This is a genomic window from Promicromonospora noduliphila, assembly GCF_056951025.1.
Window position 1 is genome coordinate 5,501,934 of sequence record NZ_CM167806.1, and the last position, 14,052, is coordinate 5,515,985.

Consider the following 14,052-nt stretch of genomic DNA (forward strand, 5'->3'; position numbering starts at 1 on the left):
CGGAAGCACAAGGTTACCGGGCGCAGGCCTGCAACGTCGCATGCATTGGGTGCGCTTCGCCCACCGGCCGCGGCCGGCGCCCGCCCGCAGCCGCCCGGTTCCTGGGTTTCAGGCCACGATCCCCAGGTCCGCGCCCAGCCGGAGCGCCACCTCGTCGAGCCACAGCTCCGTGTCGCCAACCGAGCCGGTCAGGTGCCCGAACAGCTCGAACGAGATGGTGCCGAAGAGGGCGGTCCACGCCATGACGGTGCGGCGCACGGCCTCTGGCAGCCCCTCGTCGGCCAGGTCGACGCCGCTCATCAGCTCGTGCTCCGCAAGAAACTCCAGCGCGTCCGCCACGTTTCCCGGTCCGGCGGGGGGCGCGTCACCTGGCACGACGACGGGCCGGGCGCCCGCCGCGTAGGCGTCCCCGACGATGCGCGCGAGCACGCTGACGACGCGTGTGGCCGGGCCGACGGTGGTCCGCGGCGCGGCGTAACCGGGCACCGGCGTGCCGTACAGCAGGGCGAACTCCCCCGGGTGCGCCACGCACCACGCCCGCACGGCGCGGAAGGTCGCGAGCCAGCGGCCTGCGGCATCCGCCCGGTCGGCGACGGCGGCGTCCCCCGCCTCCGCGGCCGCGCCCAGCTCGTCGTACGCCTCGATGAGCAGCGCCGTCAGGAGGGCGTCCCGGCTCGGGAAGTACCGGTACACGGCGGAGGAGACCATCTCGACGTCGCGCGCGACGGCGCGCAGCGAGAGCGCGGCGGCGCCGTCGGTGGTCAGCCGCGCGCGGGCGGCTTCGAGGATCTCCCGGGTGATCGTCTCGCGGGCGAGGTCACGCGCGGTGCGAGCCGGACTCATTCCCACAGCGTGCCATGCGCGATCACTGCACACAAACGAGAGCAGTGCTCTTGTCAAAGACGATCGCGCGTGCCACTCTGGTGGCACGCAACGAGAGCACTGCTCTCAGAATGGAGCACTGATCATGACTGACCGCCACCTCATCGTCGGCGCCGGCCCCATCGGCCGCCACGTGGCCGCGCTGCTCGCCGACCGCGGCTCCCGCGTCACCGTGGTGAGCCGCTCGGGCCGCAGCACCGGGATCGACGGCGTGGAGCACGTCGCCCTCGACGCCTCCGACGCCGAGGCGCTCGCCCGCGCCGCCGAGGGAGCCGACTACCTCTACAACTGCGCCAACCCGGTCGACTACACGCAGTGGGAGCGCGTGTGGCCGCCGCTCGCCGCGTCCCTGCTGTCGGCGGCGGAGCGCTCGGGCGCCGTCTACGCCATCACCGGCACCCTCTACCCGTACGGCCCCGTCGACGTCCCCCTCTCGGAGGACCTGCCCGACGCCGCGACCGACCACAAGGGCCGCCTCCGCGCCCGGATGTGGGCGGACGCGCGGGCGGCGCACGACGCCGGGCGCATCCGCGCCGTCGAGATCCGCGGCTCTGACTACATGGGGCGCGGCGTCGGCGGCAACGGGCACATCTCCCGCCTGGTGCCGACCGCCCTGGAGGGCAAGCGGGCCCTGATGATGGGCCGCACCGACCTGCCCCACACCTTCACCGACGTCGCGGACGCCGCCCGCACGCTGGTCGCCGCCGCCGAGGACCCGGGCGCTCACGGACGCGTCTGGCACGTGCCCAGCAACGCGCCGGTCACGCAGGCCCAGGCGCTGACGGACGTGCTCGCTTCCGTGGGCAGGCCGCCGGTGAAGATCTCGTCCCTGCGCGGCACGTCGCTCGCCGCGGCGGCCCTGGTCTCCCCGTTCATGCGGGAGATGCGCGAGATCATCTACCAGTGGGAGCGGCCGTACATCCTGGACGACTCCGCCGCCCGCGCGCGCTTCGGCATCGAGCCCACGCCGTGGGAGGAGGTCCTCCTCCGCACCGCCCACGGCTGACGGCGGGCAGGGCGCGGGCCGACGGCGGACGGGCACCCGGCGCACGACGCCGGGTCACCCGTCTCACGGCCGCAGGGTAGCCGGCACAAGGCCGCAGGGCTCCCGGCTCGCGGCCGCTGGACACGCGGCCGACGGCGACCGGGCGTGGAACGGCAGGGCTCCGGCCCAGCAAACCCGCGTAGCATCGTCAGGATGGCCTCCTCGCTCCCCGCAGCGCCGGCGGCGGCCACGCGGCACTTCGCCGACGACCTCCGGCAGCGCTCGGACACCGCGCTCGCCGCGCTCCTGCGCGCCCGTCCTGATCTCGCCACTCCCTCTCCCTCGACGCTCCGGTCGCTCGCGGCGCGCGCGTCGAGCCGCACCTCTCTCGAACGTGCTCTCGCGCGAGCCGACGCCCTGACCCTGCAGGTCCTGGAGGCGGTGCTCGCCCTGGAGCCGGTCTTCCGCGCCCCGCCCCGGGCCCCCGACGGCGGCGCACCGCCGCTGCCCGGCCCGCTGACCGCCGCAGTGGTCACCTGGGCGCTGGGCGGGACGGCGGACGACCGGCCCCGGGTCGAGGCCGCCGTCCGCCGGGCGGTCGAACAGGCCCTGCTCTGGGACGACCGACCTCGGCCCGACGGCGAGACCAGGACCGACCCAGCGCCCTCCGACACGGAAGCCGCGTCCGGGGTGCCGCCGGACCTCCGGACGGCGCCGGGGCTCGACGAGCTGCTCGGCCCCAACCCCGCGGGCCTGGGCCCGCACCTCGATCCGGTCCCCGACGGGCTGGCGGCGGCGGTCGGCCACGCACTCGGCACCCCTCTCGGCCACGCGGAGACGGCCGGGGCTCCCGGCGGCACCGTAACGGCCGCGGCTCCCGACAACAGCGCAACGACCGTGGAGTCCGGCAGCACCCCAACGGCCGCAGCTCCCGGCAGCAACGAAACGACCACAGCCCCGGGCAGCACCCAAACGCCGACAGCTCCCGGCAACACCGAGGCGACAGCCGTCCTCGACCGCCTCCTCGCCGACGCTCCCCCCGGCGCCCGCGCGATCCTGGACGCGCTCGCCTGGGGGCCGCCGGTCGGCGTCGTCCCCGCGGCGGGCACCCGGCCGCGCGACGCGGTGAACTGGCTGGTCACCCAGCATCTCCTGGTCCGGTCGGACGCTCGGCACGTGGTCCTGCCGCGGCTGGTCGGGCTGGCGCTCCGCGGCGGGCACACCCACCGCGAGCCCCGCACCCTGCCGCCCGAGCTGCAGGGCCGCGCCGTGCGCACCACCACCGCCGACGCCGAGGCCGCGAGCGCCGCCGTCGAGCTGGTCCGGCGCGTCCGGGTGCTGCGGCAGTCGTGGGACGACAGCCCGCCCGCCGTGCTCCGAGCGGGCGGCCTGGGCGTGCGCGACCTGCGCAGGCTCGCCGTGCAGCTCGAGACCGACGAGCCAGGGGCGGCGTTCGTGGTCGAGGTCGCCGCACTGGCCGGCCTGGTCCGGGACGACGGCGGGGCCGACCCGGAGCCCGCGCGGCGCCCGGCGAAGCGAGGGACGTCATGGGCAGAAGCCGCCGACGCGCCGCCGTCGTACGTGCCCACCGTGACCGACTGGGACGACCTGGACGACGCCGCCCGCTGGGCCCGGCTCGCCGAGGCCTGGCTGACCTCCCGCCGCGCGCCGTGGCTCGTGGGCTCGCGGGACGACAAGGGCGCGCTCCGGGCGCCGCTGTCGCCCGAGCTGCTGCGGCCGTGGGTGCCACGCCTGCGCGACGCCGTGCTCGGGGTGCTGGCCACGGAACCGGCCGGGGACACGGAAGGGGACACGGTGATCGCCCCCGCGCCGGGCGCCGTGGTCGAGGTGCTGACCTGGCACACGCCCCGCTCGGTGCCGCCGTCGAGCGCCGTCGAGGGCTTGCTGGCCGAGGCCGAGTGGCTGGGCGTGACCGGCGCGGGCGCGCTGTCGACGCCGGGCCGGGCTCTGCTCGCCGCCGGGGCGGAGCAGCGAGCCACCCAGGCGCCGGCCGGCTCGTCGGCGAACCGACCCGGAGACCTGGCCGACGCGCTGCGGGCGGTCCTGCCCGCCGAGGTGGACGAGATCCTGCTCCAGGGCGACCTCACGGGGATCGTCCCCGGCCGCCCGTCGCGTGAGCTCGCCCGGCTGCTGGAGCGGGCGACCGACATCGAGTCGCGGGGCGCAGCGACGACCGTGCGGTTCAGCGCGGCGTCGGTCACCCGGGCGCTCGACCAGGGCGAGACCGCTGACGGCCTGCTCGACGAGCTGTCCCGCCGCTCCCGCGTGCCGGTCCCGCAGCCCCTGGAGTACCTGGTCCGCGACACCGCCCGGCGGCACGGTGCGGTGCGCGTGGGCGCGGCGTCGTCGTACCTGCGGGCGGCCGACGCCACGGTGCTGGCGGGCCTCGAGCACGACCCGACGCTCGCCGGCCTCGGCCTGGTGCGGCTCGCGCCCACCGTGCTCGCGGCGTCCGTCCCCGCGGCCGCCCTGCACGAGGCCCTGCGCGGCCGCGGCCTGGTCTCGGCCCTCGAAGGGCCGGACGGCCGGGTGCTGGTCGCCCGCAGGGGCGTGACCGGCCGGGCGATGCCCGCCCCGCGTTCGGCGGCCGCGGTCCGGATGAGCTCGGGGTCCGACGTCGCCACGCGCACCCCCGATCCAGAGGCCCTGGTCGCCGAGCTGCGTGCCGTCGAGCTCGCGGCGCGGGCCGGCGCGCGGGCACGGGCGGAGGCGGCGGAGGTGGCGCGGTCGGTGGGCACCCCCGACACGGGCATCCCGCTGCGCGGCTACCGGGTGGTCGGCGGCCGGGCGGATCCAGCCGAGGGGCCGGAGGAGGAAGCGCGAGGCGTGCGCGAGCCGCCGTCGAACGGGACGGCCCCGGACCGCGACGCGCCGAACCGCGTCGAACCGGACCCCACCGACCCGCATCACACGGTGCAGGACGACGACCCGGGAACACAGCACCCCGCCGACGGGTTGGCACTCCTACGCGACGCGCTCCGCGACGGCTCCACGGTGATCGTCGAGATGGCCGGGCACACCGGCCGGCTGGAACGCCGCGAGCTCAAACCCCTGAACCTCGACGGCGGCAGGCTCCGTGCGCTCGACCCGACCAGGGAGGCCGAGCTGACCATCGCCGTCCACCGCATCGCGTCGGTCCTGCCGACGTCGTCCGCGCCGTGAGCCGCAGCAAGACCAGAGCAAGACACCGAGCAAGACCGAGGGAGACTTCATGCCCGACGGCCCGTTGATCGTGCAGAGCGACAAGACGCTCCTGCTGGAGATCGACCATCCCAGCGCCGAGGCGGCGCGCCGCGCCATCGCGCCGTTCGCCGAGCTCGAACGCGCGCCGGAGCACGTGCACACCTACCGCCTCACGGCGCTGGGCCTGTGGAACGCGCGCGCGGCCGGCCACGACGCGGAGCAGGTCGTGAACACCCTCATCGAGTACAGCCGGTACCCGGTGCCGCACGCGCTGCTGATCGACGTCGCCGAGACGATGGCCCGCTACGGGCGGCTCCAGCTCGTGCAGGACCCGGCGCACGGGCTGGTGCTGCGCACGAGCGACAAGGCGGTCCTCGCGGAGGTGCTGAAGTCGAAGCGCACCGCCGGCCTGGTCGGCGCGCGCCTCGACGAGGACACGGTGGCGGTCCACCCCTCCGAGCGCGGCCACCTCAAGCAGGTGCTGGTCAAGCTCGGCTGGCCGGCCGAGGACCTCGCGGGCTACGTCGACGGCGAGAAGCACCCGATCGCGCTGAACCACACCACCGAGCCCCGGACGCCGCACGAGCAGGCCGCGCCGTGGGAGATGCGGCCGTACCAGGCGCAGGCCGTGGACGGGTTCTGGCACGGCGGTTCGGGCGTCGTGGTGCTGCCCTGCGGCGCCGGCAAGACGATCGTCGGCGCAGGCGCGATGGCCAAGTCCGGTACGACGACGCTGATCCTGGTCACCAACACCGTGAGCGCGCGCCAGTGGCGCGACGAGCTGGTGCGGCGCACGAGCCTCACCGAGGACGAGATCGGCGAGTACTCGGGCGCCCGCAAGGAGATCAAGCCCGTCACCATCGCCACGTACCAGGTGCTCACCACCAAGCGGAAGGGCGTCTACACGCACCTCGAGCTGCTCGACGCCCGCGACTGGGGCCTCGTCCTGTACGACGAGGTGCACCTGCTGCCCGCCCCGGTGTTCCGCATGACGGCGGACCTGCAGGCGCGCCGCCGCCTCGGCCTGACCGCCACGCTGGTGCGCGAGGACGGCCGCGAGGACGAGGTGTTCAGCCTGATCGGCCCCAAGCGGTTCGACGCGCCGTGGAAGGACATCGAGGCGCAGGGCTACATCGCGCCCGCCGACTGCGTGGAGGTGCGGCTCACGCTCCCCGAGAGCGAGCGCATGACGTACGCGACGGCCGAGCTGGAGGACAAGTACCGGCTCGCCGCGTCGGCGTCGGGCAAGAAGAAGGTGGTGGAGCAGATCGTGGCACGCCACCCCGACGACCAGGTGCTCGTCATCGGGCAGTACATCGACCAGCTCGAGGAGCTCGCCGAGCACCTCGGCGCGCCGATCATCACCGGCGCGACCACCAACAAGGAGCGGCAGCGGCTGTTCGGGGCGTTCCGCGAGGGCGAGATCTCGCGCCTCGTGGTGAGCAAGGTCGCCAACTACTCCGTGGACCTGCCGGAGGCGTCGGTGGCGATCCAGGTGTCCGGCTCGTTCGGGTCGCGGCAGGAGGAGGCGCAGCGCCTCGGGCGCATCATGCGGCCCAAGGCCGACGGCCGCACCGCGCACTTCTACGCGGTGGTCGCGCGCGACACCGTGGACCAGGACTTCGCGGCGCACCGGCAGCGGTTCCTGGCCGAGCAGGGGTACGCCTACCGCATCGTGGACGCCGAGGATCTGGACGGGTCGCCGGCCGGCTCATCGGCGCCCTGACGCGGCTCGCACGGGCGCCGAACACGGCCCGCGCCGGCGCTCCGGCGCGGCTCCCGTGCGGGCCCCCGAAGCGGCGTCCGCCTGACGTCCCGACAGGGCTTCGCGCCGGTCTCCAGCCCGGTGTGAAAACACCCTTCACGCTGGGCGTTTACCTGGAGAACCGTTGCAGCTCCGTGACGTTACAGCCTCCGATTGCGCGGTCCTGGACCCGGGGTGACGATCGGGGACGTGATCGAGTCCCCAGAAAGACACGAGCATCCGTACGATCCCGGCGCCCGGGCTTCCGGGGGATGGGTCATCGCGGCCTTCGCGGGCCTCGTCGGGATCGTTCTCGCGGCCACCTCCCAGGCCGCCAACGCCACGGTCACCGGACCGACCGAGCCGATGCCGTCCGTGTCGCCGCGCCTGTCGGCGGCCACGCAGGCGGAGCTCATGTCGGACGTGCTGCCCGCCTCGCCGCCGATCACCCTCACCGACCCGGTGACCGACGGCGCCGGCGTGCTCAGCGACGCCGAGCGCCGGGAGGTCCTTGCCGCCGTCGACCGGCTCGCCGAGGAGTCGGACCTGCGCATGTTCGTCGTGTACATCGAGAGCTTCGACGGCACCGACCCGGTGGACTGGGCCAACGCGAGCGCCAACCAGTCCGGGCTGGGCACCGACGACCTGCTCGTGGCCGTCGCGACCGTCGACCACCAGTTCGGCGTGTCCGCCGACAGCAACGTCACCCTCACGAACGCCCAGCTCGGCCAGGTCGACGACGCCGTCGCCTCCGCCGTCGACGACGAGCGGTGGACCGCTGCGGCCGCCGATGCCGCCGAGACCGTGCGCCGGGCGAAGGCCGGCGAGGTCGACCCGGCCCTCACGGTGGGCATCGCCCTCGCGGCGGTCCTGGTGCTCGTCGCCGCCGGGTACGTTGCGTGGCGGTTCGGCGCGCCCCGCTTCCTGCCCCGCCTGGCGCGGCTGACGAACCGCGCCCCGGCGTCCGGTCGGACGCCGGACGAGCTCGCCGGCCTGCCCCTCGCCGAGCTCGACGAGCGCGCGGCGGCCGCCCTGGTCGGCATCGACGACGCGCTCAAGACCTGCGAGCAGGAGCTCGGCTTCGCCCGCGCGGAGCTCGGCTCCGACGCGACCAAGGACTTCGAGCGGATCCTCGCCCGCGCGGCGGACGACGTCCGCGCGGCGTTCGCCGTCCGGCAGGCGCTGGACGACGCGGCCGACCGGGAGGAGGACGGCGCGCGGCGCGCCGGCCTGACCCGGATCCTCACGCTGTGCGACGGCGCCGCCGACACGCTCGACGCGCGCACCCGCGCGTTCGACGACCTGCGCCGCCTGCAGCAGCGCGCCCCCGAGGTGCTGGCCGACGTCGTCGCCCGCGAGCCGGAGGTCGTGGGCCGGGTGGCCGCCGCACGCGCCACGCTGGACCGGCTCGCTGAGCGGTACCCGGCGACCACCCTTGCCGCCGTGTCGGGCAACCCCGAGCAGGCGGAGCTGCTGCTGGCCAACACCAAGGAGGCGGTGGCGGCGGGGCGTTCGGCGCTGGACGCCGGGCAGAAGGCGGTCGCCGTCGCGCACGCGCGCGGCGCGCAGAACGCGCTGGGCCAGGCCGGCACGCTGCTCGACGCCGTCGACGCCACCGCGCGTGACCTGGAGGAGGCCGCCGGACGCCTCGACAAGTCGATAGCGTCGCTCACCCAGGACGTGATCTCCGCGCGGGCCGTCGAGGGCGACTTCCGGGTCACCCTCGCCCGCACCGCCGCGCAGGCCGCGCTCAAGCACGTCGAGGTGACCCGGGTGGGCGGCGACCCACTCGTCGGGCTGCAGCGCATCGCCGCGGCGGAGGCCTCGCTCGACGCAGCCCTCGCCTCGACCCGCGACTCCACCGAGGTGGCGGCGCGCGCGTCCGCGCTGCTGCGCGACACGCTCGGCCGGCTCGACGTGCAGCTCCGCCAGACCGCCGACTTCGTGGCCACGCGCCGTGGGGCCGTCGGCTCGACGGCGCGCACGCGGCTCGCGGAGGCGGCCCGCCTGGCCGACGTCGCCCGCTCGCCTCACCTGGCCGACCCCGCCGCGGCGCTGGCCGAGGCCCAGCGGGCGACCGGGCTGGTGCAGGAGGCCGCGCGGCTCGCCCGCGAGGACGCCGACGCCGTCGTCGCGGCGGCGGCCGCGGCCGCCCAGGCGGAGCCCGACACCGATGCCTCCGACGCGAACGGGCCGATCACCGGCGGCATGCTGCTCGGCGGCATCCTGCTCGACCCGAGCCTCGTGCGCTCCCGCAAGCGGGCCCGCACGGCGCGCATCGGCGGCGGCTTCGGCGGGGGCGGTTTCGGCGGCGGGCGGCCGGACACGCTCCGGAAGCTCGGCACGGTGCGCGCCTGGTGGCCGGCGCCGGCGAGGTAGCCCGTCTCGACCGACGTTCGTGTGGCCTCCGGGATGTCAGGGAATGGGTAGTTTGATCTGCCGATCTCCTGACCTAGGGGCAATCGGATGATCCCTCCGGAAGGTAGTCACATGAACAAGAAGCTCGCCCTGCCCGCCGTCGTCCTCCTCGTCCCGCTGCTCGCGTCCTGCGCGTCCGGCACCTCCGCGGACGACGCGGCGTCCGCCGCACCGCCGCCCGCCCCGGCCGCCGAGGTGCACTGGTCGTACGACGGCGAGGAGGGCCCGGACGAGTGGGGCCACCTCTCCGACGAGTTCGTCGAGTGCTCGGCCGGTGAGGCGCAGTCCCCGATCGACCTGCCCGACCACGCCGCCGAGAAGCTGACGGAGCACCCGAGGATCACGTCGTCGCCGACGGTCGGCGAGTCGGTCGACACGGGCCACACCATCCAGCTCGTGCCCGACGGCGACGCGTCCCGGGTCGAGTGGAAGGGCACGGAGTACGACCTCGACCAGGTGCACTTCCACCTGCCCGCCGAGCACACCATCGAGGGCGAGACGATGGACGCCGAGTTCCACTTCGTCCACACCACAGAGGACGGGCAGGCGCTCGTCCTCGGCGTGCTCGCGAAGGAGGGCGACACGGAGAACGAGGACTGGCAGCCGTTCGTCGACGGCGCGGCCGAGCCGGGCACCGACGACCTGCCGATCGACGTCGCCGCGATGCTGCCGTCGGACCCGACGTTCGAGGAGTACGCGGGCAGCCTCACGACGCCGCCGTGCACGGAGGGCGTCGAGTGGGTCGTCTACCACACGCCCATCGAGCTGTCGGCGGAGCAGCTCGCCGTGCTTGAGAAGGCCTACGCCGGCAACGCCCGCCCGACCCAGCCCCAGGGCACCCGTATCGCACACGAGGGCACGGTAGAGGTAGCCGGCCGCTGACCGAGTGGTCGGCAGAATGTCAGGTGATCGGCATTCCGAGGTACCGATCACCTGACATTCTGCCGACCACCCGGCATCCGCCCCGCTACAGGTAGCGCAGCGGGTCGAATTCTTCGATCGGGATGATGCGGACGCGGGGCAGCATCGTCGTGAAGGCGTCGGCGTCGGCCTCCAGGTCGTACATGACCAGGCCGCGCTGCTCCAGCTCGGTGAACCGGGCGTTGACGAACTCCCGGAAACCGAGCAGGCCGACGCGGCGGTCGTCGTCGGCGAGCAGCGCCTCGATCTGCGGCAGGAAGTCGCCGTCGTGGCTCGCGAGCAGCACGTCACCCGGACGGTTCAGCAGCGCGTCGAGCGTGCGCTGGATACCGACGTCGACCACCTTCTCCGAGCCCTGTGCCGCCAGGGGGATCGGCTTGTAGCCCATGGCCAGCAGCGCCTGCACGAACGGCATCGGCATCTGGCCGGACGTCGCGTTGAGGAAGAACAGCGGCACGACGTCCTGCGACCAGACCTTCTCCGCGAACGCGGAGATACGGTCCCAGCGGGGCCGCTCCTCGGGGGCCGGACGGCGGTTCAGCACGTTCATGCCGAGCGTGGCGTCGATGTTCTCACCGTCGACGATGAGATACGTGCGCCGGGGCGTCTGCCCAGGCTCGTGCGGGAACGGTACTGACATGCGCACAGCCTAGCCGCGTGCCAGGCACCGGGCCGGACGGCGGCCGACCACCGTCCGGGCGATTTCCCGGGCGAAACTCAGGCATCGTCCAGGAACGGGCCGCACACTGGAGACATGGCTACTCCTGAGGCGCGTCTCGTCGTCGTCGACGACGAACCGAACATCCGTGAGCTCCTGTCGACCTCCCTGCGGTTCGCGGGTTTCGAGGTGCATGCCGCAGCGGACGGCAACGGCGCCCTCCAGCTCGTCCGCGACGTGGAACCGGACCTCGTGGTGCTCGACGTGATGCTGCCCGACATGGACGGCTTCACCGTGACGCGCCGCATGCGCGCGACCGGCCGGCACACCCCCGTCGTCTTCCTCACCGCGAAGGACGACACGCAGGACAAGGTGCAGGGCCTCACCGTGGGCGGCGACGACTACGTGACCAAGCCGTTCAGCCTCGAGGAGGTCGTGGCCCGGATCCGTGCCGTGCTGCGCCGCACGGGCGTGCCGACGCCCGAGGAGGAGGCCGTGCTGCACGTCGGCGACCTGGAGATGGACGAGGACTCGCACGAGGTGCGCCGCGCGGGCATCGAGGTGGACCTGTCGCCCACCGAGTTCAAGCTGCTCCGCTACCTCATGCTCAACTCCGGCCGCGTGCTGTCCAAGGCGCAGATCCTGGACCACGTGTGGCAGTACGACTGGGGCGGCGACGCGAACATCGTCGAGTCCTACATCTCCTACCTGCGGCGCAAGATCGACGCTCTCGAGGTCGAGGGCGAGACCCTGCCCCCGCTGATCCACACCAAGCGCGGCGTGGGGTACCTGCTGCGCGCCCCGCAGCCCGCCCGTGCTTGACCGGATCAAGGAGCGCCTCTCCGGCATCCCGCTGCGCGCCCGGCTCGTCGCGATCATCTCGCTGCTGCTGGCCGCCGGCCTGGGGATAGCTGCCCTCGCGACGACGACGGTGGTGTCGACCTTCCTGGTGCGCCAGGTGGACGACGAGCTGCAGAGTGCCGCACCGGTGCTCGCCACGGGTGTCCCGCAGCTCGTCGCTGGGCAGAGCCTGCCCAGCGACTACTACGTCCAGGTCACCGGCCAGGACGGCACGATGAGCACCAAGCGCACGGAGCTCACGGTCGAGCGCTACGGCGTGCCCAACTTCCCCGACCTGACGTACGACGAGGCCACCGAGGCCGGCCACCGGCCGTTCACCGTGCCCTCGTCCGGCGGCACCGAGGGGGGTGAGAGCTGGCGCGCCGTCGCCTTCACGGGGGTGCTGAAGCAGACCGGTGAGCAGGCCGTCGTCTACGTGGGTCTGCCGATGGTCGGCCTTGACCAGACGGTCTCGCTCCTGACCCGCACCCTCGTCCTGTCCGGGCTCGGCATCGTGCTGCTGGGCGGGCTCGCGGCGTGGGTGCTCGTGGAGCGCTCGCTGCGGTCGCTGCGGTCCGTCGAGCACACGGCGGCGCAGATCGCGGCGGGCGACCTCACGCAGCGCGTCCCCGAGGCCCCCGCCGGCACCGAGATGGGCTCGCTCGCGGCGTCGCTCAACGCGATGCTGACGCAGATCGAGCGCGCCTTCGCCGCCCAGGAGGCCTCGGAGGTGCGGATGCGGCAGTTCGTCTCGGACGCGTCGCACGAGCTGCGCACGCCCGTGGCGACCATCCGCGGCTACGGCGAGCTGTACCGGATGGGCGCCCTCGACACCACGGACAAGGTCGACGACACGATGTTCCGCATCGAGGACGCCGCCCGCCGCATGGGCATGCTGGTCAACGACCTCCTCGTGCTCGCCCGGCTCGACGAGGGCCGGCCCGTCGCCCGGGAGGACGTCGACCTCGCCGCCCTGGCGCGCGACTCGGCCCAGGACCTGCACGCGCTCGACCCGACGCGCGAGGTCACCGTGGTGCCGCTCGCACCGGACGGCGAGGACGGCGCCGAGATCCCCGACACGCTCGTCGTGGAGGGCGACAGCGACCGGCTGCGCCAGGTCCTCACCAACCTCATCGGCAACGTCGCGCGGCACACGCCCGCCGGCACACCCGCCGAGATCGCGCTCGGCACGCGGAAGGAGGACGGCGTGGCCGTGCTCGAGGTGCGCGACCACGGCCCCGGCCTCACCGAGGAGCAGAGCCGCCGGATCTTCGAGCGGTTCTACCGCGCGGACTCGTCGCGCACCCGCGAGTCGGGCGGCTCGGGGCTGGGCATGGCGATCGTCGCGGCGATCGTCGGCACGCACGGCGGGCACGTCGAGGTGGCGCCCACCGACGGCGGCGGCCTCACCGTACGGCTCACGCTGCCGCTCTGACCCCGCGCCCGGCGCGCCGTACGGGACGCGCCGGGGGCAATGACCACCATCCAAGACGGCGGTAGCCGCCGCCGGCTGATTCGGTAATAGGCTGGCAGTGCAGCGACCGACCTCAACCGTTAGGCAGAATTCACATGGGCGTGCTGACGTCTGACGCGCCGCAGTGGTTCCTCAAGTCTTTCGTCCGCAGTGCGGTGGGCGCGGGAGCCACGGCGGACACCGAGGCGATCGAGGAAGTAGGCCAGTCGCTGCTCGACCGCTGGGCCGACGAGCACCGGCACTTCCACAACCTGCGCCACCTGGCCGCCGTCCTGCACCGCGTGGACGAGCTGGCGGAGGAGACGCACGAACCCGACCTGGTGCGCCTGGCAGCCTGGTACCACGGGGCGGTGTTCAGCGCGGACCGCAAGGTCGCTGAGGCCACCCAGGGCGGCGAGCAGCCGACGGCGTCGGCCGAGCTGGCGCACAAGGAGCTGACCGGCCTCGGGGTGTCCGAGCGCGCGGCGGAGCGGGTCGCCGCCCTGGTCAACGCGATCGTGCGGCATGCGCCGGACCCCGCGGACTTCGACGCTGCCGTGCTGAACGACGCCGACCTCGCGATGCTCGCCGCCGAGCCCCAGCGGTACAAGGAGTACAAGCAGGCGGTGCGCGCCGAGTACGCGCACATCCCCACGGAGGACTACCTCCGGGCCCGGATCCGGGTGGTCGAGCGGCTGCTCGCCCGCAAGTCGCTGTTCCTCAGCCCCATGGGCGCCGCGTGGGAGGAGCCCGCGCGGCAGAACCTGGACATGGAGCTGCACCGGCTGCGCAAGGAGCAGGCGAAGCTGGGCACGACCTGAGGCAGACCCGGCGTGAGGCTTGCTCAGCCTGAGGCTTGCCCGGTCTGAGGCTTGCCCGGTCTGAGGCCAGGTACGGCCTGAGACGGACCCGCCGCACGGCCCGGCAGCGGTTCGAGCGCGACCACA

General features: G+C 74.1%; 10 protein-coding genes. 8 read left to right on the forward strand and 2 right to left on the reverse strand.

Annotated elements, in window-relative coordinates; all coding sequences use genetic code 11:
- Positions 1–108: 108 nt before the first annotated feature.
- Positions 109–843 carry a TetR/AcrR family transcriptional regulator gene (locus AC0QU1_RS23955; protein WP_483572991.1) on the reverse strand — a complete coding sequence of 245 codons (735 nt, stop codon included), beginning with the start codon at positions 841–843 and terminating at the stop codon, positions 109–111.
- Positions 844–967: 124 nt separating this feature from the next.
- Here AC0QU1_RS23955 and AC0QU1_RS23960 point away from each other — a divergent pair, with 124 nt between their 5' ends.
- From AC0QU1_RS23960 to AC0QU1_RS23980, 5 genes are all read left to right on the forward strand, one after another.
- A complete protein-coding gene (locus tag AC0QU1_RS23960; RefSeq protein ID WP_483572992.1) occupies positions 968–1,888 on the forward strand; it encodes an NAD-dependent epimerase/dehydratase family protein in 921 nt (306 codons plus the stop codon).
- A gap of 192 nt (positions 1,889–2,080) precedes the next feature.
- Positions 2,081–5,050, forward strand: coding sequence for a helicase-associated domain-containing protein (locus tag AC0QU1_RS23965; RefSeq protein ID WP_483572994.1), 2,970 nt, complete (start codon positions 2,081–2,083; stop codon positions 5,048–5,050).
- 49 nt (positions 5,051–5,099) lie between these two features.
- Positions 5,100–6,797, forward strand: a complete 1,698-nt coding sequence (locus tag AC0QU1_RS23970; RefSeq protein WP_483572995.1) for a DNA repair helicase XPB — start codon at positions 5,100–5,102, stop codon at positions 6,795–6,797.
- Positions 6,798–7,025: 228 nt separating this feature from the next.
- Positions 7,026–9,194, forward strand: a complete 2,169-nt coding sequence (locus tag AC0QU1_RS23975; RefSeq protein ID WP_483572997.1) for a TPM domain-containing protein — start codon at positions 7,026–7,028, stop codon at positions 9,192–9,194.
- Positions 9,195–9,305: 111 nt separating this feature from the next.
- Positions 9,306–10,115 (forward strand): carbonic anhydrase, encoded by an 810-nt coding sequence (locus tag AC0QU1_RS23980; protein ID WP_483572999.1) that lies wholly within the window; start codon positions 9,306–9,308, stop codon positions 10,113–10,115.
- 85 nt (positions 10,116–10,200) lie between these two features.
- On the opposite strand, the gene AC0QU1_RS23985 is transcribed toward AC0QU1_RS23980, so the two are convergent.
- The gene (locus AC0QU1_RS23985) at positions 10,201–10,794 is read right to left on the reverse strand and encodes an NYN domain-containing protein (protein WP_483573000.1); all 594 of its coding nucleotides are present in this window, start codon (positions 10,792–10,794) and stop codon (positions 10,201–10,203) included.
- Between the two features lie 114 nt (positions 10,795–10,908).
- On the opposite strand from AC0QU1_RS23985, the gene AC0QU1_RS23990 reads away from it, so the two are divergent.
- The 3 genes from AC0QU1_RS23990 (at position 10,909) to AC0QU1_RS24000 (ending at position 13,926) form a co-directional block, all read left to right on the forward strand.
- Positions 10,909–11,634, forward strand: a complete 726-nt coding sequence (locus AC0QU1_RS23990) for a response regulator transcription factor (RefSeq protein ID WP_483573002.1) — start codon at positions 10,909–10,911, stop codon at positions 11,632–11,634.
- The gene (locus tag AC0QU1_RS23995; RefSeq protein WP_483573004.1) at positions 11,627–13,087 is read left to right on the forward strand and encodes a sensor histidine kinase; all 1,461 of its coding nucleotides are present in this window, start codon (positions 11,627–11,629) and stop codon (positions 13,085–13,087) included. Before AC0QU1_RS23990 ends, AC0QU1_RS23995 begins: the two co-directional genes overlap by 8 nt.
- 134 nt (positions 13,088–13,221) lie before the next feature.
- Positions 13,222–13,926, forward strand: coding sequence for an HD domain-containing protein (locus AC0QU1_RS24000; RefSeq protein ID WP_483573006.1), 705 nt, complete (start codon positions 13,222–13,224; stop codon positions 13,924–13,926).
- Positions 13,927–14,052 lie beyond the last annotated feature (126 nt).

Bases quoted from the DNA above. Each gene is read 5' to 3' on its own strand.
- AC0QU1_RS23985 (WP_483573000.1), bottom strand. From the start codon at position 10,794: ATGTCAGTACCGTTCCCGCACGAGCCTGGGCAGACGCCCCGGCGCACG.
- AC0QU1_RS23965 (WP_483572994.1), top strand. From the start codon at position 2,081: ATGGCCTCCTCGCTCCCCGCAGCGCCGGCGGCGGCCACGCGGCACTTC.
- AC0QU1_RS23990 (WP_483573002.1), top strand. From the start codon at position 10,909: ATGGCTACTCCTGAGGCGCGTCTCGTCGTCGTCGACGACGAACCGAAC.
- AC0QU1_RS23955 (WP_483572991.1), bottom strand. From the start codon at position 843: ATGAGTCCGGCTCGCACCGCGCGTGACCTCGCCCGCGAGACGATCACC.
- AC0QU1_RS23970 (WP_483572995.1), top strand. From the start codon at position 5,100: ATGCCCGACGGCCCGTTGATCGTGCAGAGCGACAAGACGCTCCTGCTG.
- AC0QU1_RS23980 (WP_483572999.1), top strand. From the start codon at position 9,306: ATGAACAAGAAGCTCGCCCTGCCCGCCGTCGTCCTCCTCGTCCCGCTG.
- AC0QU1_RS24000 (WP_483573006.1), top strand. From the start codon at position 13,222: ATGGGCGTGCTGACGTCTGACGCGCCGCAGTGGTTCCTCAAGTCTTTC.
- AC0QU1_RS23960 (WP_483572992.1), top strand. From the start codon at position 968: ATGACTGACCGCCACCTCATCGTCGGCGCCGGCCCCATCGGCCGCCAC.